The 22,112-nt window shown below is 69.6% G+C and carries 19 protein-coding genes and 2 tRNA genes; 6 read left to right on the forward strand and 15 right to left on the reverse strand.

Annotated elements, in window-relative coordinates:
- Positions 1-20: 20 nt before the first annotated feature.
- Positions 21-1,841, forward strand: a complete 1,821-nt coding sequence (locus ACIRON_RS05475; RefSeq protein WP_402990001.1) for a M48 family metallopeptidase — start codon at positions 21-23, stop codon at positions 1,839-1,841.
- A gap of 102 nt (positions 1,842-1,943) precedes the next feature.
- Here ACIRON_RS05475 and ACIRON_RS05480 read toward each other — a convergent pair whose 3' ends face one another.
- Complete coding sequence (locus ACIRON_RS05480) at positions 1,944-2,813, reverse strand: GNAT family N-acetyltransferase (RefSeq protein ID WP_402990004.1); 870 nt, start codon at positions 2,811-2,813, stop codon at positions 1,944-1,946.
- An 80-nt stretch (positions 2,814-2,893) separates the two neighbouring features.
- Between ACIRON_RS05480 and valS the strand changes: the two genes are divergently transcribed.
- On the forward strand, positions 2,894-5,521 hold the full coding sequence (gene valS, locus ACIRON_RS05485) for a valine--tRNA ligase (protein ID WP_402990007.1): 2,628 nt from the start codon (positions 2,894-2,896) through the stop codon (positions 5,519-5,521).
- Between the two features lie 150 nt (positions 5,522-5,671).
- Here valS and ACIRON_RS05490 read toward each other — a convergent pair whose 3' ends face one another.
- The 5 genes from ACIRON_RS05490 to ACIRON_RS05510 all read right to left on the reverse strand — a co-directional run bounded on the left by ACIRON_RS05490 (position 5,672) and on the right by ACIRON_RS05510 (position 10,515).
- A complete protein-coding gene (locus tag ACIRON_RS05490; protein ID WP_402990009.1) occupies positions 5,672-6,601 on the reverse strand; it encodes a hypothetical protein in 930 nt (309 codons plus the stop codon).
- A 116-nt stretch (positions 6,602-6,717) separates the two neighbouring features.
- A complete protein-coding gene (gene clpX, locus ACIRON_RS05495; RefSeq protein WP_402990011.1) occupies positions 6,718-8,010 on the reverse strand; it encodes an ATP-dependent Clp protease ATP-binding subunit ClpX in 1,293 nt (430 codons plus the stop codon).
- Between the two features lie 100 nt (positions 8,011-8,110).
- Positions 8,111-8,716: an ATP-dependent Clp protease proteolytic subunit gene (locus ACIRON_RS05500; protein ID WP_355231559.1), complete on the reverse strand. Its 606-nt coding sequence runs from the start codon at positions 8,714-8,716 to the stop codon at positions 8,111-8,113.
- Between the two features lie 4 nt (positions 8,717-8,720).
- Complete coding sequence (locus tag ACIRON_RS05505) at positions 8,721-9,383, reverse strand: ATP-dependent Clp protease proteolytic subunit (protein WP_371113349.1); 663 nt, start codon at positions 9,381-9,383, stop codon at positions 8,721-8,723.
- A 121-nt stretch (positions 9,384-9,504) separates the two neighbouring features.
- Positions 9,505-10,515, reverse strand: coding sequence for a hypothetical protein (locus ACIRON_RS05510; RefSeq protein ID WP_402990015.1), 1,011 nt, complete (start codon positions 10,513-10,515; stop codon positions 9,505-9,507).
- Positions 10,516-10,723: 208 nt separating this feature from the next.
- Here ACIRON_RS05510 and ACIRON_RS05515 point away from each other — a divergent pair, with 208 nt between their 5' ends.
- The gene (locus ACIRON_RS05515; RefSeq protein WP_402990018.1) at positions 10,724-11,482 is read left to right on the forward strand and encodes a hypothetical protein; all 759 of its coding nucleotides are present in this window, start codon (positions 10,724-10,726) and stop codon (positions 11,480-11,482) included.
- Positions 11,483-11,553: 71 nt separating this feature from the next.
- Here ACIRON_RS05515 and tig read toward each other — a convergent pair whose 3' ends face one another.
- From tig to ACIRON_RS05545, 6 genes are all read right to left on the reverse strand, one after another.
- On the reverse strand, positions 11,554-12,942 hold the full coding sequence (gene tig, locus ACIRON_RS05520) for a trigger factor (RefSeq protein WP_091049259.1): 1,389 nt from the start codon (positions 12,940-12,942) through the stop codon (positions 11,554-11,556).
- 57 nt (positions 12,943-12,999) lie between these two features.
- Positions 13,000-13,072 (reverse strand) — tRNA-Pro (locus tag ACIRON_RS05525).
- A 35-nt stretch (positions 13,073-13,107) separates the two neighbouring features.
- Positions 13,108-13,181 (reverse strand) — tRNA-Gly (locus ACIRON_RS05530).
- 105 nt (positions 13,182-13,286) lie between these two features.
- Positions 13,287-14,363, reverse strand: coding sequence for a PP2C family protein-serine/threonine phosphatase (locus tag ACIRON_RS05535; RefSeq protein ID WP_402990021.1), 1,077 nt, complete (start codon positions 14,361-14,363; stop codon positions 13,287-13,289).
- 66 nt (positions 14,364-14,429) lie between these two features.
- Positions 14,430-15,272 carry an Fpg/Nei family DNA glycosylase gene (locus ACIRON_RS05540; protein WP_402990024.1) on the reverse strand — a complete coding sequence of 281 codons (843 nt, stop codon included), beginning with the start codon at positions 15,270-15,272 and terminating at the stop codon, positions 14,430-14,432.
- A gap of 7 nt (positions 15,273-15,279) precedes the next feature.
- Positions 15,280-15,798 carry a ribose-5-phosphate isomerase gene (locus ACIRON_RS05545; RefSeq protein ID WP_091049251.1) on the reverse strand — a complete coding sequence of 173 codons (519 nt, stop codon included), beginning with the start codon at positions 15,796-15,798 and terminating at the stop codon, positions 15,280-15,282.
- Between the two features lie 93 nt (positions 15,799-15,891).
- Between ACIRON_RS05545 and ACIRON_RS05550 the strand changes: the two genes are divergently transcribed.
- Positions 15,892-17,115: an inositol monophosphatase family protein gene (locus ACIRON_RS05550; protein WP_402990027.1), complete on the forward strand. Its 1,224-nt coding sequence runs from the start codon at positions 15,892-15,894 to the stop codon at positions 17,113-17,115.
- Between the two features lie 7 nt (positions 17,116-17,122).
- Here the strand turns inward: ACIRON_RS05550 and ACIRON_RS05555 are convergent, their stop codons facing one another.
- The 3 genes from ACIRON_RS05555 to ACIRON_RS05565 are packed head-to-tail and all read right to left on the reverse strand — an operon-like array spanning position 17,123 to position 19,264.
- Complete coding sequence (locus tag ACIRON_RS05555; RefSeq protein WP_402990030.1) at positions 17,123-17,695, reverse strand: hypothetical protein; 573 nt, start codon at positions 17,693-17,695, stop codon at positions 17,123-17,125.
- A 19-nt stretch (positions 17,696-17,714) separates the two neighbouring features.
- On the reverse strand, positions 17,715-18,359 hold the full coding sequence (locus ACIRON_RS05560; RefSeq protein ID WP_402990032.1) for a class I SAM-dependent methyltransferase: 645 nt from the start codon (positions 18,357-18,359) through the stop codon (positions 17,715-17,717).
- Positions 18,356-19,264 (reverse strand): alpha/beta hydrolase, encoded by a 909-nt coding sequence (locus ACIRON_RS05565; RefSeq protein WP_402990035.1) that lies wholly within the window; start codon positions 19,262-19,264, stop codon positions 18,356-18,358. Before ACIRON_RS05565 ends, ACIRON_RS05560 begins: the two co-directional genes overlap by 4 nt.
- Positions 19,265-19,303: 39 nt before the next feature.
- Here ACIRON_RS05565 and cls point away from each other — a divergent pair, with 39 nt between their 5' ends.
- Positions 19,304-20,776: a cardiolipin synthase gene (cls, locus tag ACIRON_RS05570; protein WP_402990038.1), complete on the forward strand. Its 1,473-nt coding sequence runs from the start codon at positions 19,304-19,306 to the stop codon at positions 20,774-20,776.
- 71 nt (positions 20,777-20,847) lie between these two features.
- Positions 20,848-22,110, forward strand: a complete 1,263-nt coding sequence (locus tag ACIRON_RS05575; protein ID WP_402990041.1) for a hypothetical protein — start codon at positions 20,848-20,850, stop codon at positions 22,108-22,110.
- Positions 22,111-22,112: the final 2 nt, after the last annotated feature.

Genomic DNA, 22,112 nt, shown 5'->3' on the forward strand with positions numbered 1-22,112 from the left:
CCCACCAAGGTCCCCCATTCATGCGTACGCTCCGGGCTGCTCTCGCGGTCTCGCTCCTGGCCGTCGCCTACGTCCTGGCTGCCTTCGCACTGGTCGGTCGGCAGGTGGCCCCGCGACGCCGCCCCCGGACCCCCAAGGATCCCGGTGGGCTCGTCCTCACCGAGCAGGACCAGCCGGGACTGTGGGCGGAGGTACTCCAGCTGGCCGCCGCCGCGGGGACCCGCGCTCCCGACGAGATCCGCCTGGTGCCGGACGCCAACGCCGCGGTCAGCGAGGAGACCAGCCTGCTCGGCCTGCGGACCGGGACCAGGCGGATGTTCCTCGGCGTACCCCTCCTCCAGGGCCTCTCCCGCAACCAGCTCCACGCGGTGCTCGCCCACGAGCTCGGTCACCACAGCACCACCCACACCCGGCTCGGCGCCCTCATCCACCGCAGCCGGCTGGCGATCGCCGAGGTCGCCGCGAGCCTGTCGAACCCGCTGGTGAAGCGGCCGTTCCGGACGTACGCCCGCCTCTTCTTCTCCCTCACCGGCCCCATCGCGCGGGCCCACGAGGTCGACGCCGACCGGCTCAGCGCGCAGGTCGCCGGGCCGCGGACCGCCGCGATCGCGCTGCGCACCCTCCCCGCGCTCGATGCCGCCTGGCGCATCTACCTGGAGCAGTACGTCGAGGCCGGCACCCACTACGGCCTGCGGCCCACCCGCTTCTTCGACAACTTCACGAACCTGATGAGCGACCCCGAGCGGCTCGAGGAGCTCGCCAGGATCAGCGCGGCGCCGCCGGAGGCGAAGACGTCCGCGTACGACTCGCACCCGCCGCTCTCCGAGCGGATCGAGCGGCTGGAAGCGATGTCCGACGACCCGGACGAGGGCGCCGCGGAGGACAAGTCCGGCAACGCCACCAGCATCCTGCGCTACCCGTCACAGAACTTCCTCGCCCTCGAGGACAAGACGTTCGCCGGCTCCGGCCTGACCCCGGCCCCGATGGCCGAGATCGTCACCGTCGCCGGTGCCCGCGCCGCCGCGATCAACGCCGAGGCCCTGCTGAACGCGATGCAGGAGAACCAGGTCCTGCCGGCCACGGTCCGCGGCGCCCTCGACAAGATCGCCTCAGGCGACCTCGACGCGCTCCTGGACCTGGTCGAGGTCGAGACCGCTCCCGAGCAGGCCGGCGAGGCGAAGCGGAAGGTCATCGCCCGGCTTCTCGGCGCCGCCATCGCCCATGAGCTGGTCGGCGAGGACAAGGCCCGCTACGAGCTCAGCTGGGCCGGCCCGTGGCGACTGGTCGACATCGCCGGCCAGGAGGTCGACCCCGAGGACCTCGCCTACGAGGCCCTCGGCTCCCCCGGCTTCGCCGCCGCCCTGCGCGCCTGGGTGCACCAGCTCGACGCGAAGGTCGACCCGAAGCCCGACAGCGAGGCCGGCCCGGCGCCGACCCAGCCCGACGGCTACATCGGCGCCCTCGCCCCGATCTCCGGCGACGGCTTCCGTACGCTGCTGGTCACCGATGCCGGTCTCATGCTGCTCAAGCCCTCCGGCTCCGACCGCCTCGCCACCGGGCTGGCCTCGGTGACCGCCGGCTCCCCCGGCCGCAAGCTGATCCAGCGCGCCCTGGACAGGTCACCGGCCGAGCTGGCCGCCACCGCCAACGCCGCCTATGTCCCCTGGGACCAGATCCGCGCCCTCCACCTCAAGCAGAGCAGCAGCGGCCGCCGCTCCGCCGACATCACGACCGCCGCCGGCAAGGGCTGGTCCCTGCGCTGGACCGACGCCGCCGAGGCCGAAGGCCACATCTGGCCCGCCGTCGACCACTACCTCGGCCGCCGCTTCACCGTCGACTGACCCGCCGAGTCGGCTCATCCTGACCCCGAACCCCGCCGAGTCGGCTCGTTGTAACGAGCCGACTCGGCGGGGAATCTGGTCAGTTCGAGCCGACTCGGCGGGTCAGTCGAGGATCGTGTGGTTGGCCATGTCGACGACGGGGCGGTAGCCGATCTTGGCGTAGACGTGGTTGGAGACGGGGTTGTCGGCGTCGGTGAACAGGCACAGCCGCGTGCCGTCGGCGCCGAGGAGGCGTGAGGCCTCGGCGGTGACGGCGGTGCCGTAGCCATGACCCCGCTGCTCCTTCGGCGTGTAGACCGGCGCGATCCGGACGACGCCGTGAGCCGGCGGGGTCGCGCCGACCAGGGACACGACCTCACCCTCGACCTCCCACAGCAGCAGGAACTCCTCGATCCGGCGCCGCACCTCGTCCTCGCCGACGGCGGCGTGCTCGTGGGCGTAGGCCTTGTTCGAGGACTGCTCCCGGGCCGCGTGCCCGAAGTCGGCCAGCCACTCCCGGCACAGCTCGAGGTCCTCGTACGTCGCCGGGCGGGCGTGCCCGGGCACACCGGACGGGATCATCAGCGTGCCGAGCTCGTGCAGACGCGACGCCATCGCGACGCTCACCCGCCCGCCCGCGAGCCGCGCGGTCTCCTCGGCCACCGTCCGGGCCGCCGGAAGCGCGCCGTTGGCCCCACCTGCGTACTCGCCCCTCGCGTGCAGCGCCCGCGCCAGCTCGAGCGCCGCCGGCTCGGGCATCGGGCAGACGTAGAGCGGGTAGGGCTCGAAGTTGGCCGTCCGCATCGCCGCTCCCACGACGCGGTCACCGTCGCGGGCGACCGCGAACCAGCGATACGGCCCCTCCTGCTCCACCCGGGTCGCCTTCTCCGCGTTGGTGGCGACCACGTTGGCGGTCACCGGCTCCGCGGCGAGATAGTCCTTCGCGACGGCGAGGAACTCGGCTGGGTCGGTGAAGAAGTCGATGGTGCCCATGACCGAAGCATGGCGAGGGCATGACACCGGTCTCAACCGGGTTTCGCGCCAGCAACCGCGCGCCCATAGGATTTGGTCCCATGACTGAGACCACGCCCACGCAGACCGCACCGGAGACGACTACGCCCGCTGAGCAGCGCGTAGTCGCCGTACCGGACAAGCCGGTCCTCGAGGGCCTGGAGGCCAAGTGGGCCGAGCAGTGGAAGAACGACAAGACCTACGCCTTCGACCGCACCCAGCCGCGCGAGAACGTCTACTCGATCGACACCCCGCCGCCGACCGTCTCCGGCAGCCTGCACGTCGGCCACGTCTTCTCCTACACCCACCCCGACCTGGTCGCCCGCTTCCAGCGGATGAACGGCAAGTCGGTCTTCTACCCGATCGGCTGGGACGACAACGGTCTTCCCACCGAGCGACGGGTCCAGAACTACTTCGGCGTCCGCTGCGACCCGAGCCTGCCGTACGACCCCGACTTCACCCCGCCGGAGAAGCCGGACCCGAAGCGCCAGATCTCGATCAGCCGGCCCAACTTCGTCGAGCTGTGCAACCAGCTGGTCGTCGAGGACGAGAAGGTCTTCGAGGACCTGTGGCGCACGCTGGGTCTCTCCTTCGACTGGGACCAGCAGTACACGACGATCGGCAAGGTCTCCCAGACCGCTTCTCAGCGGGCGTTCCTGCGCAACCTCGCCCGCGGCGAGGCCTACCTGCAGGAGGCGCCGACCCTGTGGGACGTCACCTTCCAGACCGCCGTCGCCCAGGCCGAGCTCGAGGCCAAGGACTACCCCGGCTTCTTCCACCGCGTCGCCTTCCACCGCCCTGACGGCACCCAGGTCCACATCGAGACCACCCGACCGGAGCTGATCCCGAGCGTCGTCGCGCTGATCGCGCACCCCGACGACGACCGCTACAAGGACCTGTTCGGCAAGACCGTCACCTCGCCGATCTTCGGCGTCGAGATCCCCGTCCTGGCCCACGAGGCCGCGGAGATGGACAAGGGCGCCGGCATCGCGATGTGCTGCACCTGGGGCGACCTCACCGACGTCCAGTGGTGGCGTGAGCTCAACCTCCCCGCCCGTGCCCTGATCGGCCGCGACGGCCGCTTCTCCCGCGAGACCCCGGAGTGGATCACCACGCCGGCCGGCACCGAGGCGTACGAGGAGCTCAAGGGCAAGACCGTCCACTCGGCCCGCGAGGCCGTCGTCGCGATGATCCGCGACTCCGGTGACCTCGAGGGCGAGCCGAAGAAGACCCAGCGGATGGCCAACTTCTACGAGCGTGGCGACAAGCCGCTCGAGATCGTCGCCAGCCGGCAGTGGTACATCACCAACGGTGGCCGCAACCCCGAGCTGCGTGAGCAGCTGCTGGCCCGCGGCGGCGACCTGACCTGGCTGCCCGAGCACATGCGCCACCGCTACGACAACTGGGTCGGCGGCCTCAACGGCGACTGGCTGATCTCCCGCCAGCGCTTCTTCGGCATCCCGTTCCCGGTCTGGTACGCACTCGACGCCGAGGGCAACCCCGACTACGACAAGCCGCTGCTGCCCGGCGAGGACCAGCTCCCGATCGACCCGTCGACCGACGTCCCGGCCGGCTACGAGGAGGCGCAGCGCGGCAAGCCCGGCGGCTTCCAGGGCGACCCGGACGTCATGGACACCTGGGCGACCTCGTCGCTGACCCCGCAGATCGCGGGCGGCTGGGAGGCCGACCCCGACCTGTTCAGCCGGGTCTACCCGATGGACCTGTGCACCCAGAGCCACGAGATCATCCGCACCTGGCTCTTCGGCCGCATCGTCCGCGCCCACCTCGAGGACGGCACCGTCCCGTGGAGCCACGCGATGATCGCCGGCTGGATCCTCGACCCCGACCGCAAGAAGATGTCGAAGTCGAAGGGCAACGTCGTCGTCCCGACCGAGATCCTCGAGAAGTTCGGTGCCGACGCGGTTCGCTGGCGTGCCGCGCTGACCCGGCCGGGCATGGACTCGCCGTTCGACGAGACCCAGATGAAGGTCGGTCGCCGCCTGGCGATGAAGATCCTCAACGCCTCCAAGTTCGTCCTCGGCAACGTCGGCGCGTCCACGCTGAACCCGGTCGCGATCACCCAGCCGGTCGACTGCGCCCTGATGGCCCGCCTCAAGGAGACGATCACCAAGGCCACCGACGCGTTCACCGCCTACGACTACTCCACGGCGCTGGAGACCTCGGAGAAGTTCTTCTGGGAGTTCTGCGACGACTACCTCGAGCTCGTCAAGGAGCGTGCCTACGACGAGGACGGCGGTCTCGCCACCGAGTCCGCGCGCGCGACGCTGGCCACGGCTCTCCACGTCCAGCTGCGCCTGCTGGCCCCCTTCCTCCCGTACGTCACCGAGGAGGTCTGGTCGTGGTGGCAGACCGGTTCCATCCACACCTCCTCGTGGCCGCGTGAGCTCGAGCTCGGCACCGCTGCCGCCGCCGACCCGGCGGCGCTCGACGCCGTCGCGGCGACCTTGACCGGGATCCGCGGTGCGAAGTCGACCGCGAAGGTGAAGATGCGTCACCCGCTGGCCAAGGCCGAGGTCACCGGCCCGGCCAAGCTGGTCAAGGACGCCGAGGCCGCCGCGCCGGACCTCAAGCGGGTCGGCAACATCGTCGGCGACCTCTTCTTCACCGTCGACGAGAACGCCACGGAAATCTCCGTCACCGCTGAGCTGGCAGAGGTCCCCGAGGCCTGAGCCCCGGGCCGAAACAGCCCGACGACCGAGCAGGCCCCGGACCGCGATGCGGTTCCGGGGCCTGCTTCGTCCCTCACTCCAGCCGAGCGCCCGGGGGGACTCGCTCGGCCGGTTCACTCTGGCGTGGTGCAGTCGCCATCGGAGTGATCCCTACTGCACCGACTTCTCGGCACAAGTCTGGTCGTCCTTGCTGCCTCGCTTCGGCTCCTGCTCCGGCTCCGGTGCTTCGGTCGTCCCAGCGTTGGACTGCTCGGTGTCGGACGGCTCAGCGGATTCGGTGGTGGCCTCGGGTTCGGCTGCGGGCGACGACCCTACCGGTGTCTTCGGCTCAGCGCACGCCTCATCACACTCGGGCGTGGCCTCGGACTCGGGAGCCTCGTCCGCTCCGGGCAGCGTCTTCACGTCCTCAGCGATCGCGGCGGTGAGCTCGCAGGCGTCCTGGATGACCTGTTCGGCCTCGGACTCGTGCTTGGTCGACTCCGCCTCGGGGTCCTCCGTCTTCGCCGTCTCCTCGTCGGATTCCCGGTCGGCCTTGGGCTCTTCCAGCGGAAGGTCCTCGACCGGGATGCCGGCGTCGGCGGCGATCAGCTGCCGCAGGAACATCGGCACGGCCTCGTCGACGGGGCGGGCGTCCTCCTCGGCCACGAACGGCCACAGCAGCGGCGCCATGATGCCCGGGATCGGTCCCACGGACGGGACCAGCGTCGGCGGCTTGCCGTGGCCCTCGTCCTCGCCGGGGTCGGCGGGCGTCGTCGGATCCGCGGAGGGCGGCGCGTCGGGCTGCTCGGCGGGCGCGGACGGTGCCTTGTCCGGCTTCTCGTCCTCGCGCCTCTTCGGCGGGGCCGGGTCCTCCCGGTCGCTCTCCCGGTCCGCATCGGTCGTGGTGCTGGGAATCGTCGACACCCCGGAGACGTCGGGAGACGGCGCCGGAGGGATCACGGTGAAGTCGGCCTGGCCCGAGAGCGTACGCGGCACCCGGTGCAGCGCGGAGACGTCCGGGCTGAGGGTCTGGATGACCACGAGCAGGCCGATGAGCACTACGGCGGCGTAGGCCATCACCGGGCCCCTCTGGAACCTCACGTGCCCACTTCCCTACCGAGTGACGGAGCTGGAAAGGTACAGATGCTCATCAGTGCGTATTGTGTCCGACCGTCCGGGCCAATACCGACCCGGACGGCGAAAATGACCCAAACGGGCTACGCGGACTTCTTCTTGGTTTCCTTCTCGCGAGGAACCAGGGTCGGCATCTCGCCGTCGTCGACCACCTCGCGGGTCACGATCACCTTGCCGACGTCGCCACGAGAGGGCACGTCGTACATCACGAAGAGGAGGACCTCCTCGATGATCGCCCGCAGGCCTCGGGCACCGGTGCCACGCTCGAGGGCCTTGTCGGCGATGGCGGTGACCGCTTCCTCGGTGAACTCGAGGTCGACGCCGTCGAGGTCGAAGAGCTTCTGGTACTGCTTCACCAGCGCGTTGCGCGGCTCGGTCAGGATCTGGACCAGCGCGGCCTGGTCGAGCTTCTCGACGCTCGCGATCAGCGGCAGGCGACCGATGAACTCCGGGATCAGCCCGAACTTGGTGAGGTCCTCGGGACGCACCAGCTTCAGCAGGTCCTCGGACTCCTTCTCGGCCTTGCCGCGCACCTCGGCGGTGAAGCCGAGGGTCTTCTTGCCGACCCGCTGCTCGATGATGTGCTCCAGACCGGCGAACGCGCCACCCACCACGAAGAGGATGTTGGTGGTGTCGATCTGGATGAACTCCTGGTGCGGGTGCTTGCGGCCGCCCTGCGGCGGCACCGAGGCGGTGGTGCCCTCGATGATCTTCAGCAGCGCCTGCTGCACGCCCTCACCGGAGACGTCGCGCGTGATCGAGGGGTTCTCCGCCTTGCGGGCCACCTTGTCGATCTCGTCGATGTAGATGATGCCGGTCTCGGCCTTCTTGACGTCGTAGTCGGCGGCCTGGATCAGCTTGAGGAGGATGTTCTCGACGTCCTCGCCGACGTAGCCCGCCTCGGTCAGCGCGGTGGCGTCCGCGATCGCGAACGGGACGTTGAGCATCCGAGCCAGGGTCTGCGCCAGGTAGGTCTTGCCGCAGCCGGTCGGGCCGATCACCAAGATGTTGGACTTGGCGACCTCGACCTGCTCCTCCTTGGCGTGCTTGCCGGGACCCTGCGGGCCGCCGGGCTGCAGGCCGGCCTGGACGCGCTTGTAGTGGTTGTAGACCGCCACCGCGAGCGACTTCTTCGCCTGCTCCTGGCCGATGACGTAGGAGTTGAGGAAGTCGAAGATCTCCTTCGGCTTGGGGAGGTCCGCGATCTCGACCTCGGAGCCCTCGTTGAGCTCCTCCTCGATGATCTCGTTGCAGAGATCGATGCACTCGTCGCAGATGTAGACGCCGGGACCCGCGATGAGCTTCTTGACCTGCTTCTGGCTCTTCCCGCAGAAGGAGCACTTCAGCAGGTCACCTCCGTCGCCGATGCGTGCCACGAGTGGCCTTCCTTCCCCGACTTGTGCTGCTAGGTCCGAATAGTTACTGACGGTACCCCGCGCCGCGCCCTCAGTGTGGGAGCGGCACGGGGCCCGAAGGTCAAACGAGCTGCGGCGTCTTGAGCGACTCGAGCACCGAGTCGATCAGGCCGTACTCGACCGCCTGGGCGGCGGTGAGGATCTTGTCGCGCTCGATGTCGTGGCTGACCTCGTCCATCGACTTGCCGCTGTGGTCGGCGATCATCTTCTCGAGCAGCTCACGCATCCGCAGGATCTCGTTGGCCTGGATCTCGATGTCGGAGGTCTGGCCGAAGGTGCCCTCGGTGTAGGGCTGGTGGATCAGGATGCGGCTGTTGGGCAGCGCCATCCGCTTGCCGTGCGCGCCCGCGCCGAGCAGGATCGCGGCAGCCGAAGCGGCCTGACCGATGCAGACGGTCTGCACGTCCGGCTTGATGAACTGCATCGTGTCGTAGATCGCGGTGCAGGCCGTGAACGAGCCACCGGGGCTGTTGATGTAGATCGAGATGTCCTGGTCCGGGTTCATCGACTGCAGGCAGAGCAGCTGGGCGATGACCGCGTTGGCGACATCGTCGCTGATCGGGGTGCCCAGGTAGATGATCCGGTCCTCGAAGAGCTTGGCGTAGGGGTCGATCCGGCGGACGCCGTAGGACGTACGCTCCTCCCACTGCGGGATGTAGTAGTTCATGTCTTCAGTCCTTCTTGTGAGCGGGGCGGCCCTCGTCGGAGGCTTCCTTGGCACTCCGGATGACCTGGTCGACCAGGCCGTAGTCGAGAGCTTCGGCGGCGGTGAACCAGCGGTCGCGGTCGGCGTCCGTGGTGACCTGCTCGACGCTCTGGCCGGTGTGCTCGCTGATCAGATCGAGCAGCACCTTCTTGATGTGCAGCGACTGCTGGGCCTGGATCTTGATGTCGGAGGCCGAGCCACCCATGCCCGAGGAGGGCTGGTGCATCATGATCCGCGCGTGCGGCAGCGCGTAGCGCTTGCCCTTCGCGCCGGCGCACAGCAGGAACTGGCCCATCGAGGCGGCCAGGCCCATGCCGACGGTCGCGACGTCGTTGGGGATGTAGTTCATCGTGTCGTAGATGGCCATACCGGCATCCACCGAGCCACCGGGCGAGTTGATGTGAAGGAAGATGTCGGCCTCGGGGTCCTCCGCGGACAGCAGCAGGAGCTGCGCGCAGATCGCGTTGGCGTTCTGGTCGCGGACCTCGGAGCCGAGGAAGACGATGCGCTCCCGCAGCAGTCGGTTGTAGATGTTGTCGTCGAGAAGGCTCAGACCGCCGCCGTTGCCGCCCAGGCTCGGGGAGAGCCCTGGGGCACCGGCATGAGCGTCAGCCGCGCTGGAGTCGATGTTCACAGGATCGACACTAGCCGCCACATCCAGTTGTTCCACGGCTGGTGTGCCATTGTTCGCCGACGGCAGAACTATTGGCGATCGCGTCGCGATCCGGGCGGCGCCGCGATTGCGACGGCTACGCCAGCCAGCGCAGCAGGGCGTCGTGGACCGCCGGATGGTTCGACAGCGGCGTCTCGGCGGTCGAGAGAGCGAAGCGCTCCGCCGTCGGGAACAGGTCGCGCACCCGCCGCGTCCGCAGCGGCGTCTTGTGCCGCCACCACAGCATCTCCCCGAAGAGTCGACCCACCCGGTTGGGGCGCGAGGTCGCCTTGTCGGTGACCAGCAGATAGTCGACATCAGGTCGCGGCGGGAGCATCGCCTCGTCGGCCCCGACGACCGCGATCCCGGCGAGGTGCTCGTCGATCTGCTTGCCGACCCCACCCGAGATCGGGGCGGAGGTGACCGCATAGGGAGTCGTGCCGAGGGCGATCAGCTCGGAGACGTACGTCGTCCAGGGCCGCGCGCCGGAGGTGGCCACCCCGAGCGCGTTGCGGGCGATCAGACCACCACCGGCGTAGCCGACCAGGACGATGCGCGGCGAGCCGGCAGGATCGATGTGCGGCTCCGCCACCAGAGCGTCGACGCACTCCTGGATCCGGCTGCTGAGCGCCACCGCGGCGGGCACCGACCTGCTGCCGGCCGACGCGTGCATGTGCAGCGGCATCCAGCCGAGCAGCTCGGCGAGCCGGTCGGCGTACGTCGCCCCGGTCGCCTGCGAGCCCTCGTCCCAGACGGTCTCGCTCTTGCCCGCCGGCGGGATCAGGACCAGGATCCGAGGGCTCGTCCCGACGTGCCGCTGGGCGGCGGCCCACTCCTTCGGGCTGACCGTGCGGCCCTGGTGCCGGACCGTGACGGCGGGTCCGGAGTCGGTGTTGACGACGCCGCGGACGATCGGCGTCGCGAGTGCGAACGGGGCCGCGAACGGACGTCGAGCGAAGGCCGTGATGCGCCAGGCGAGCTTCGCCAGACCGACGAGGCCGGCCACCTTGCCCTGACCGCGGTCGAGCAGCTCCTCGGCGTCGGGGTCCACCGGGGCGTCCTCGACGTTGAGGACCACGGCGCGGACGGTCTCAGGGCTGGGGGTCACGCTGGCAGCGTAGGGCCTCCGCGCCGCCGACAGGATCAGCTATGGCCGCTGTTCGGCCCGCCTGTGTCTCAGATCACACCGCGACGACCACATTCAGTCCGTTTGCGTTCACTCGCACGTATGGTGTCTGTGATGCTGTTGTTACTGGTGTTGCGTGACGGCAGCGGTCTTCACGGGTTACCGTCGGATGGGGAAGGGGGTGTCGGACGTGAGCGAGGAGAAAGAATCGCACTGCCTGTCGTGCGGCGATGCGCTGCTGCCGGGGGCCGTCTACTGCATCGGCTGCGGCACCCCGCTCCTGGCTCCCCCGGAGCGGCACCGTCCGCTCTTCGTGGACGAGCTCGGTGAGGGGGCGACCACGGGCCGCAGCACGCGCGGGTACTTCTTCGACGAGGCCGCCTCGCCACCGCCGGCGCGACGGAGGGGTCGCACCGCCCCGATCCTGGTGATGATCGTGGTGCTGGTGCTCATCGCCGGCGTGCTCGGGTTCATCTTCGGCAAGGACGGGATCGGACCCGTGCAGTCGGAGGCGGAGCCGGAGCCTTCGGCCAGCCCCACGAGCGAGCCGTCGAGCGAGCCCTCCGTGGACCCGGACGCCCCGCCCGAGCGCCAGCTGCTCCGCATCTCCCGCCTCGACACCGAGGCGGCCACCAAGCTCATCGGCACCTGGATCCCGCAGCTCGCGGCGGTCGGCGCCGGGGACGGCGGCGACACCGACTGGGACCAGGCGCTCACCCGCTACCAGAGGATCAAGACCGCCCACCCCGAGGCGCTGCTCCTCGACACCGGCGAGTGGCCGAGCTCGTACGTGAAGCCGGGGATGTACGCCGTCGTGGTGCCCCATCCCAGCGACACCTCCAGCCCCGCGCTGGAGTGGTGCGTCGAGCAGGGACTCTCGAAGACCGACTGTGCGGCCAAGCACCTGGAGGTCTCGGGCGATCCGACGGACAACTTCGACGCCCAGTAGCGCCGACTCACCCGAAAACGACAGCGCCCCCGCCGTGAGGCAGGGGCGCTGTGACGTACGTCAGAGGGTGATCAGGCGTCGGCCTTCTCGGTCTCCTCGGGGGCCTCGGCCTCAGCCTCGGGCTCGTCCTCGCCGATGGTGCCGTCGGGGCGGAGGTTCTTCAGCTCGACGTGGTTGCCGGACTCGTCGGTGACCTTGGCGGCCTCGACGAGCTGGGCCAGCGCCTTGCCGCGCAGGATCTCCTGGACCAGCTCGGGCACGTGGTTGTGCTCGAGCATGTGGTTGACGAACTCCTGCGGGTCCTGACCGGACTGCTGCGCACGGCGCATCATGTGCTCGGTCAGCTCCTGCTGCTCGACCCCGATCTCCTTCTCCTTGGCGATCTGGTCGAGGATCAGCTGAGCGGCGACGGCGTCACGAACGCGGCGCTCGAGGTCGGCCTCGAACTCCTCGATCGTCTGCTCCTCGTCCTCGAGGTACTTCTCGAAGGTGAGGCCGGCGAAGCCGAGCTGCTGCTCGATGCCCTCGCGGCGCGCGTTGAGCTCGTCGGTGACGATGCTCTCCGGCAGCGGGATCTCGATCTGCTCCAGGAGCGCCTCGAGGACGGCGTCACGGGCGGCAGCGGCCTGCTCGAGGCGCTTGCCGTTGCCGAGGCGGCCGCGGACGTCCTCCTCGAGCTCCTTGACGGTGTCGAACTCGCTGGCGAGCTGGGCGAAGTCGTCGTCGTAGGCGGGGAGCTCCTGCTCCTGCACCTGGTTGACGGTGACGTTGACGTCGACCTCCTGGCCGATCAGCTCACCGCCGACGAGGGTGCTCTTGAAGTCGGTGGACTCGCTGGCGGACAGACCGACGATGGCCTCGTCGAGGCCGTCGAGCATGCCGCCCTTGCCGACCTGGTAGCTCATCCCGACGGCCTCGGCGCCCTCGACGTCCTCGCCGTCCTTGGTCGCCTTGAGGTCGATGACCACGAAGTCGCCGTCGGCGGCGGCGCGCTCGACGTCCTTGAGGGTGCCGAAGCGCTCGCGCATCGCCTGGATCTGCTCCTCGACGTCAGCGTCGGTGAGCTCGATGTCGTCGACCTTCGCCTCGATGCCCTCGTAGTCGGGCAGCGTGATCTCGGGCTTGATGTCGACCTCGGCGGTGAACTCCAGGGTCTCGTTGTCCTCGAGCTTGGTGACCTCGATCTCGGGCTGCGCGAGCGGCTCGAGCGAGTTCTCCTGGAGGGCTTCGAAGTACATCTGCGGGAGGACGTTGTTGACCGCCTCGGAGAGCACCGCACCGCGGCCGACCTGCTTGTCGATCACCTGGGGCGGGACCTTGCCCCGGCGGAAGCCGGGGACGTTGATCTGCTTGGCGATCTGCTTGTACGCCGCGTCGAGGCTCGGCTTGAGCTCCTCGAAGGGCACCTCGACGGTCAGCTTGGCCCGGGTCGGGCTCAACGTCTCGACGGCGCTCTTCACAGGGTGTCTCCTGTCGTTTGTTTCTGAGAATGATGTCGCGTGCAGGGCTATGAAATGTCGGGGCGACAGGACTCGAACCTGCGGTCTCCTGCTCCCAAAGCAGGCGCGCTAGCCACTACGCTACGCCCCGTCAAGGGCCCCTCCCCAATCAGCGGGAATGGCACTTGGAGCGGATGACGGGAATCGAACCCGCGTAATCAGTTTGGAAGACTGAGGCTCTACCATTGAGCTACATCCGCGCACGCGAGAGCCAGCGCCCTCGTGCGACCTGCGAAATCCTGCCATAGATCTGGCTCACACCTGTAACCGGCTCCCCTACCGGCCGGTTCGCGGGGTCTGCCGGGTCACCTTCGCCCGACCGCGACGAGCGCGCGATCGTCGGAGCTGGCGCTCAGTCCCTCGAGCAGACGGCGCGCTCCCCCACCGCGGCCGGTGACCGCGAGGTGGTCGGCGGTGGCGACCAGATTGCCGATGCCGTGCTCGAGGTCGACGCCTCGCGCCTCCACGACGCCGTCGGTGTAGAGCATCACCATGTCGCCCACCCCGAGCACGCCCTCGCAGGCGTCGAACTCGACGTCGTCGATGAGCCCCAGCACCGGGCCGTTGCTCTCGGCCTCCTCCCAGCGGCCGGTGGCGGCGCGGCGCAGGAGGGCGGGCGGGTGACCGGCCGAGCGGATCTCGTACGCACCGTTGGTCAGGTCGATCGAGAGGTAGACCGCGGTCGCGAAGCCCTCCTGCCAGTCCTGGCGGATCAGGTAGCGGTTGGCGGCGGGCAGGAACTCCTCCGGCGGGAGCGCGCCGAGGAGACCACCGAACGCGCCAGAGAGCTGCAGCGCCCGAGTGCCGGCCCGCACCCCTTTCCCGGAGACGTCGACGACGACCACCTCGAGCCGGTTGTCCACCCTCACGGCGACCACGAGGTCACCGGCGAACTGGGTGCCGCCGGCCGGCATCACGGCGGAGTCGGCGAGCCATCCGTTGGGCATCGGCGGGATCGAGCCCTGGTCGAGCTTGCGGGTCAGGTCGCGGAGCAGGACCTCGTTGTTCAGCCCACCCACCCCGAGATCGCTGCGTCGCTCTCCGACGAACAGCAGGATGAAGCCGAGCATGAAGTGGACACCGATGGCGACGGCGTCCCTGTCTGAGAGCGTGAGCCGACTGGCCGCAACGACGATCATCACCATCACGAAGACGACGAACCAGCTCAGCGTACGCGGCCCGAGAAACACCGCGCCGAGCAAGAGCGGGACAGTCAGGACCGCCACCGGGACCACCTGCAGCCAGCCCGTCTGAGCCGCCGCGAGGACCGTCAGGACGACCGTGAGCGGGCCGAGCCACAGCACCGCTCGCAGCTCCGGGTCACGGAGTCTGCGGCGAAGGGAGTTGCTTCGCAGGCGGTCCGCGAAGGCATGGCTCGACATGGCCTCACTCTAGGTCTCGAGGTGGGGGCTGCGTGGTCGTTCTCGCAGGCCGGAGAGTAGTGCGGGCTACTTCTTTACGGTCGTCCGGGGCCGGTAGGTGGGCTGGCACTTCGGGCACCAGAACAGGTTGCGCTGCTGCAGCTCGGTGGTGCGTACGCTCGTGCCGCACACCAGGCACGGCTGGCCGTGGCGGCGGTAGACGTAGACCTCGCCGCCGTGGTCGTCCTTGCGCGGCGGACGGCCCATCGCCTCGGGGGTGTGCTCGTCGCGGACGGTGTCGATGCGGTTCCTCTGCACGCCGAGCTTCATGAGCTCGACCAGGTCGTCCCAGATGGCGTCCCACTGCTGCCTGCGCAGGGTGTTGCCCGGGCGCATCGGGTCGATCCGGTGCCGGAAGAGCACCTCGGCCCGATAGACGTTGCCCACCCCGGCCAGGACGGACTGGTCCATCAGCAGCGCGCCGATGGTCGTGCGGCTCCGGCTGATCCGCAGCCACGCCCGACCCGGGTCGGCGTCGTCGCGCAGCGGGTCCGGGCCGAGCTTCGCGACCACCGCGTCGCGCTGGGCCGCGGTGACCAGGTTGCACGTGTTGGCGCCGCGCAGGTCTGCGTACGTCTCGCTGCCGGTCAGGCGGAGCCTGACCTGGCCGACGGGCAGCGGCGGTTCGGCGACGTACGGCTTGAGGTCGAGCTTGCCGTAGAGGCCGAGGTGGATGTGGACGAACTGCTCCCCCGGGAACTCCAGGAACAGCTGCTTGCCCCATGCCTCGGCACCGGTGAGAACCTGAGCGTCCAGGAGCGCGGCGGAGTCGGCGAACCGGCCCTGCGGACTGCTGACCCGGACCTGCTGGCCGGCGAACGCCTCGCTCAGATCGAGTGCGAGACGGTGGAGGGTGTGCCCCTCGGGCATCCCCGGATCAGTCCTGGTCCTCGGCGGGCCCCAGGCCCTTGGCCGAGTCGGGAAGCGGCGGACGTACGCCGTCCGCGTCGTAGGCGTGGAGCTGGTCGATGCGGCGGACGTGCCGCTCGTCCTGGCTGAACGGCTCGGCCAGGAAGATCTCGACGAACTTCGTCATGTCCTCGAGGCTGTGCATCCGACCACCGACGGCGACCACCTGGGCGTTGTTGTGGTCACGGGCGAGCTTGGCGGTCTCCTCGCTCCACGCGAGCGCGCAGCGGATGCCGGTCACCTTGTTGGCCGCCATCTGCTCGCCGTTGCCCGATCCGCCGATCACGACACCGAGGCTGTCCAGCCCCTGCTCACGCTCACGAGCCACGCCCTCGGCCGCCCGGATGCAGAAGACCGGGTAGTCGTCGAGAGCGTCGTAGACGAACGGGCCGTGGTCGACAGGCTCGTAGCCGAGCTCGGTCAGACGGTTGATCAGGTGGGACTTCAGTTCGAGACCGGCGTGGTCACAGCCGATGTGGACGCGCATGCCTCCATCCTCTCCCACGGCTGCTGGATCTTCGGATTCGGTGGCCGTAAACCACCCGCACGAACACCCCGTCCACCGATAGATTGCCCGACCGTGGACCAGTGGAAGACGATGGACGACATCCTCGCGGCGCGCACCAGGTTCGAGACGGCCATCGACGGCTGGGCTCCCCCGGCCGCCCACGGCGTGGGTCTGCGGCCCTCGGCCGCCCCCGACCACCAGCCCGAGCACTTCCCGCTGGTCAACGCCTACGGCCACCGCCTCCCGGCGGTCGTGATCGCGACGGTCGTCGGCCACACCGCCGGGACGGCGGCGTACCGGCTGACGCGGGAGGAGCTCGAGCGGGCGATCGAGCTGATCTCCCCGGCGGGGGCCTACCTCGATTACGACCATCCCAACCTGGGGAGCTGGCGCGACCGGATCCTGCCGGCGCTGACCGAGGATCCGGAGGCCGAGGTGGTGGCGGTGTTCATCGGCGAGGAGCCGGAGGAGTCCCCCGACCCCGCGATCGACGCCTTCCGGGCGGCGTTCCCCGACCAGGCCGTCGCGATCGCGGCCGCGACGGCAGGTGCGGAGGTCGTCAGAAAGATGTACGGCACCGACCTGAGCCACTTCGACAAGTCGCCCACAGACTTCGCGACCGAGGCGGACCTCGCCTCGGAGAGGGCGATCCGGGAGACGATCGCGACGTACCGGCCCGAGGACGCGTTCGAGGGCGAGGAGACCGGGCGCAGCGGCGACAGCGAGCGGAGATGGCTCGTCGACCCGCTCTGCGGGACGCTCAACTATGCCGCCCAGACCCCGCTCGCCGCGGTGAACGTCGCGCTCATGACCCCCGACGGCGTGCTGACGGCGGTCTCCGCGGATCCGATCAGCGAAGAGATCTTCTGGACCGACGCCACCTCCGCCTGGTTGCGCCAGGGCGGCGGCGACACCGTCCTGACCCCCAGCCCACGCACCCGGCTCGTCGACATCCAGTGCGACGGCCCGCTCGACCGGCCGTTCGTCGGCGGACAGCTCGTCGCCGACCCACGCCTACGGGCCCACTTCGGCCCGCGCGTGATGTCCTCGACCCTGGCGGTGGCCTGGGTCGCGGCCGGCCGGCGGGCGGCGTACGTCACCGACGGTCACCTGGAGGGAAGCGTCCACTTCACGGCCGGCATCGCGCTGTGCCAGGCCGCCGGCTGCGTCGTCACCGACCTCAACGGCGACCCGATCCACACCGGTCGCGGGATGATCGCCGCGGCCGACGCGGCCACCCACCAGCTGCTGCTGGATCTGGTCCGCCCGCACCTGGCGGCCGCGGACGGACCCTGAGCTCGGCTCAGCGCTGCATCAGCGCATCCATCGCGACCGCGAGCGCAGCGGCGACCCGGAAGTCGACGCGCGGGTCGTGGACGGTGACCGTGTACTTGTCACGGAAGGCGAAGCGGCGCTCGATCGAGATCAACGGCTGGCCCTGCGAGGACACGTAGTCGAAGTGGATCGGGAGGAAGTCGAGCTCGGTGAAGCGACGCAGGATGGCGACCACCTGGTTGCGCTCCTGACCGGTTCCGGCATAGCCGGGGCACTCGACCTGGAACGTCGAGCGCAGCAGGCTCTTGCCGAAGTCCTTGCGGAAGAAGCCGAGCGAGGCACCGCTCGGGTCGGTGACGTCGTAGCCGGCGTTGAGGTCCATCACCGCCCGCGCCTTGAAGGCGAAGACCGCCTGCGACTTCGACTCGTCGGCGTAGAACGTCACCTGCTCCTTGAACGCCAGCCGCTTCTGCTGCGCGAAGGCGAGCACCTGCCCCTCCGAGCCGTCGGCGTTGGCGGCCTGGGCGACGTACTTGTTGGCGAAGGGCGTCACCTTCTGGCGGAGGAAGAAGCGGGGGACGTGGTAGGGCTGCTGCGTCATGCGCGCAACCTATCGGTCGTCAGCGGCGGCGCGCGACGAGATAGGCCTGCGGCGTCCGCTCCCAGTTCTCGGCGGAACGCACCACGGTCGCGGTGACCTCGAAACCCGCCTCCTCGAGCAGGGCGCTGGTCGCCTCGACCGGGAGCCGGTAGCCGTCGAAGGTGACGTCGTGGCCGTAGGCGCCGATGTGGCGTACGTGCTCGTCCCCGACCTGGAACGCGGTCACGAACCGGCCGCCGCGGCGGGTGACCCGGGCGAGCTCGGCGATGACGTCGGGCCGGCGCGCGGGCGGGGTGTGGATGAGGGAGTACCACGCCAGCACCCCGGCGAGCTCACCGTCGCGGAGCGGGAGGCGGGCCATGTCGCCGACCTCGAACCGGAGCGTCGGATGCCGCTCCTTGGCCTGCGCGATCATGCCGGTCGACAGGTCGACCCCGAAGACGTCGAGCCCCCGCTCGGCCAGATAGGCCGTCACCCGGCCGGGCCCGCAGCCGATGTCGCCGACGAGCCCGCCACCGTCCCTGCGTACGTAGGCGACGAACGTGTCGAGGACACCGGCGTCGAACGAGGTCTCGGTGACCGTCGGGTCGACGATCTCGGCGTACGCCTTGGAGACCGTGTCGTAGGCAGCCCGGACCTCGGTGACGTCGTAGGGCTCCGTCACGGGCGTCCCCGCAGGCTGTGCTGGTTCGGGCTGTGCTGGTGCAAGAAGGCAGCGGTCATCGCCATCACCGACTCCGCGGCCGGGAAGGTCTGGCCGTGGCGCCAGAAACCGTGGATCTGGCCGACGGCACGGAAGGCGACCACCTCGACGCCGAGGTCGGCCAGCCGGAGCGCGAGGTCCTCGTTCTCGTCGGTGAGGATGTCGCCCTCGGCGCTGACGATCAGCGTCGGCGGCAGGCTGCGAAGCTCCTCGTCGGAGGCGAGGTAGGGGCCGAGGTCGGGGTTGCGGAGATCGGCGTCGGTGGCGGCGTACTGCTTCCAGTACCACGCCGCCTCCTCCTTCCAGCCATCCTCCATCGCATAGCCCGGGGTGCTCATCGACGGGTCGAGGAACGGGTAGACCAGCACCATCGCGCCGAAGACGCCCGGGTTGCGCAGCGCCGCGACGAGGGCGAGGTTGCCGCCGGCGCTGTCGCCGTGGACGTACGCCGGCAGGGTGCTCAGCAGCGGGTCGTTGCCCAGCCACTTGAGGACCGTGTCGACGTCGTCGGGAGCCGCGGGATAGGGATGCTCCGGAGGTCTGCGGTAGTCGACCGACAGCACCCGCAGCCCGCTCCGGTTGGCCAGCCGCCGGCACGCGGCGTCGTGGACTTCGACGTCGTTGAAGACGAAGCCACCGCCGTGGAGATGGACGATCACCCCCTCGCGTACGTCCTCGGGGGTGTAGAGCCGGCACGGAACCCCGTCGGCGTCGATCCCGGCGACCTCCGCGACCTCCTCCTTCGCCTCGGCCGCGGCCAGCTTGCGGGCCTGGTCGCGCTGAGCGGCGACATCGACCTCCCACACCGGCGGCGAGGCCTCCTCGGCAGCGACGGCACGGCGGGCGGCAGGGAAGAGTCGAACCATGCCAGAAGATTCCCACACGAGTGGCCGTGGTGCATGCTGATGCGCATGACAGTGGCGGGGGTCATGGGGACCTCGATCTACATCATCGACCTGCTGATCAAGATCATCGCGCTCGGTGTCGTGCCGAAGAACCGGCGTCCGGGGACCGCGATGGCCTGGCTGCTGGCGATCTTCATCGTCCCGGGGCTCGGCCTGATCGGCTACCTGCTGCTAGGCCAGACGCGGCTCGACCGGCGGCGTCACGAGCGGCAGCGGGCGCTCAACGACGAGGTGACCAGGTACGTCGACGGCCTACCGAGGCCGCCGCACCCGGACTCGATCACACAGGTCGACGCGACCACTATCGAGCTCAACGAACGGCTCGGCTCGCTGCCTGCGACGACCGGGAACAAGGTCGAGCTCATCGCCGACTACGGCGCCTCGATCGAGGCGATGACCGCGGCGGTGGACCAGGCCAAGAACTTCGTGCACGTGCAGTTCTACATCACCGCCTGCGACCACGTCACCGAGCCGTTCTTCGACGCTCTCGACCGGGCGACCGCGCGTGGTGTGCGCGTGCGCCTCCTCCTCGACCACCTGGGCTCGCGCGGCATCCCGGTCTGGCGGCAGCTGGTGAGACGCCTCAACGCCTCCGAGATCGACTGGCACCCGCTGCTGCCGATCAACCCGCTGCGTGGCCAGATCCGCAGGCCCGACCTGCGCAACCACCGCAAGCTCCTGGTCGTCGACGGTCGGGTCGCGGTCACCGGGTCGCAGAACCTCATCGAGCCCGGCTACAACAAGCCGAAGAACCACAAGGCGGGCCGCGAGTGGGTCGAGCTGACCGCTCTGATCGAAGGTCCGCTGGTCTCGGCGCTCAACGTCATGTTCGCCAGCGACTGGGACACCGAGACCGGAGAGCTGCTCAGATCCGAGCTCGCCGTCTCCGCGTCGGTGGCGACGGCAGGCACGCGGGTCGGCGACGTCACCGGCCAGATCGTGCCGAGCGGGCCCGGTATCGACGCCGAGAACAACCTGCGCGCCTTCACCTCGCTGATCTACGCGGCCAAGGAGCGGCTCTCGATCACCAGCCCCTACTTCGTGCCCGACGAGTCGCTCCTCTACGCCGTCACGACCGCCGCCCAGCGCGGCGTCGCGGTGGAGCTGTTCGTCAGCGAGGGCAAGGACCAGTTCATGGTCTACCACGCCCAGCGCTCCTACTACGAGGCACTGCTCCGGGCCGGGGTCCGCATCTACCTCTACCCCAAGCCCGCCGTCCTGCACTCCAAGCACTTCAGCATCGACGACGAGGTCGCCGTGCTCGGCTCGAGCAACATGGACATGCGTTCCTTCGCCCTCAACTACGAGGTCTCGCTGATGCTCTTCGACGGCGACCCGGTCACCCAGATGCGGAAGGTCGAGGACAGCTACCGGGCCATGTCGCGCGAGCTGCTGCTCGAGGAGTGGCTCGCGCGGCCGAAGGTCGCGGCGTACGTCGACAACGTGCTGCGGCTCACCGCCGCACTCCAGTGAGCCCGAGGAGCGCGGCGGCTCCCGTGAAGAATTCGGCGGCGGGTTCGCCGGAGGCTCCCTAGACTCCCGCCGTGGACCTTCGAGCACGCGCTGCGACGCTCGCGGTCCTGGCCTTCCTGGGCTTCGTCGCCGCCGGATGCGCGGATCTTCCCGGGAGCGCCGGGCCCTCCCCCGCACCGTCGCATCCTCCGTACGACCCCACCCCGGCCGACTTCGAGGCGGTCGAGGACCTGCTCGCCGAGCGCGCGACGGCGGCCCTGCAGGGCGACGAGGCGGCCTTCCTCGCCACCGTCGACCCGCGCGACGACAAGCTCGTCGACCAGCAGCAGACGATCTTCACCAACCTCCAGCAGCTTCCGCTGAAGTCGCTCGCCTACCAGGTGAAGACCCTCGACCGCACCCCGGACGAGGTCCGCAACGACGGGGTCCTCTTCGCTCCGCAGGTCACCGAGGTGGCCCAGCTCGAGGAGGCCCACCGGGCACCTGTCGCCAACGCGACGGACATGACCTTCGTACGCCACGACGGTGACTGGGTGATCGGACGGGACCGCGCCGCACCCGAGGACAGGTACAGCCGGCCGTGGTTCGGCGGTCCGGTCACGGCGGCGAGCGGGCGGTCGGTCCTCGTCGTCACCGAGCGCGACGGACCCACCGGTGCCGCCGCGCTCCTCGACCGCGTCTCGACGGCGCGCGCCGAGATCAAGGAAGCCCTCGAATCCGTGTGGCGCGGCGAGGAGCGCGAGCCGGCGCTGCTCGTCGACGCGACGTACAACGGCCATCCGCCCGGGGACACCTTCGAGGGCGACGACGGCGCCGCCGCGGTGACCTACTGGGTCGACGCCTCCGGGTCCAGGTCGGGCTTCGCCGGCGCCGTCATCAAGGACAACCCCGAGGCGTCCAACCGGCTGGCCACCGACGACCACACGCTGCGCCACGAGCTGAGCCATGTCTACGGTCCGGCGCTGGTGCCCACCTGGGTCAACGAAGGTCTCGCCGAATACCTCTCCGGCTGCAAGGACAACATCTGCGGCGAGGACGAGCAGCGCGACAAGCTGCTCGCGCACGAGCGAGCGATCCCGGGCGACGGGGAGTGGGGCGAGGACGGGTCGATCGACTACGCCCTCTCCCACGCGGCGGTCTCGTGGCTGATCGACGAGAACGGTGGGCTGGAGAGGTTCCTGGAGTTCTGCAACGACTTCTACCTGCACCTGCCGAGCGGTAGCGACGACTTCCACGACGGGACCGACAAGGCCCTGCAGGAGTCGTACGGCATCACCCAGGAGCAGCTGGTCGAGGGCACCTGGGCCTGGTTCGAGCGGCTGCGCTCGGATTGATC

Origin of the sequence: Nocardioides sp. NPDC101246 (genome assembly GCF_044767415.1) — a bacterium.
Classification (GTDB): domain Bacteria; phylum Actinomycetota; class Actinomycetes; order Propionibacteriales; family Nocardioidaceae; genus Nocardioides.

Excerpts from the sequence above, each read along its gene's own strand:
- ACIRON_RS05475 (WP_402990001.1), top strand. The coding sequence starts at position 21 with ATGCGTACGCTCCGGGCTGCTCTCGCGGTCTCGCTCCTGGCCGTCGCC.
- ACIRON_RS05480 (WP_402990004.1), bottom strand. The coding sequence starts at position 2,813 with ATGGGCACCATCGACTTCTTCACCGACCCAGCCGAGTTCCTCGCCGTC.
- valS (WP_402990007.1), top strand. The coding sequence starts at position 2,894 with ATGACTGAGACCACGCCCACGCAGACCGCACCGGAGACGACTACGCCC.
- ACIRON_RS05500 (WP_355231559.1), bottom strand. The coding sequence starts at position 8,716 with ATGAACTACTACATCCCGCAGTGGGAGGAGCGTACGTCCTACGGCGTC.
- ACIRON_RS05535 (WP_402990021.1), bottom strand. The coding sequence starts at position 14,363 with ATGTCGAGCCATGCCTTCGCGGACCGCCTGCGAAGCAACTCCCTTCGC.
- ACIRON_RS05540 (WP_402990024.1), bottom strand. The coding sequence starts at position 15,272 with ATGCCCGAGGGGCACACCCTCCACCGTCTCGCACTCGATCTGAGCGAG.
- ACIRON_RS05545 (WP_091049251.1), bottom strand. The coding sequence starts at position 15,798 with ATGCGCGTCCACATCGGCTGTGACCACGCCGGTCTCGAACTGAAGTCC.
- ACIRON_RS05555 (WP_402990030.1), bottom strand. The coding sequence starts at position 17,695 with ATGACGCAGCAGCCCTACCACGTCCCCCGCTTCTTCCTCCGCCAGAAG.
- ACIRON_RS05565 (WP_402990035.1), bottom strand. The coding sequence starts at position 19,264 with ATGGTTCGACTCTTCCCTGCCGCCCGCCGTGCCGTCGCTGCCGAGGAG.
- cls (WP_402990038.1), top strand. The coding sequence starts at position 19,304 with ATGCGCATGACAGTGGCGGGGGTCATGGGGACCTCGATCTACATCATC.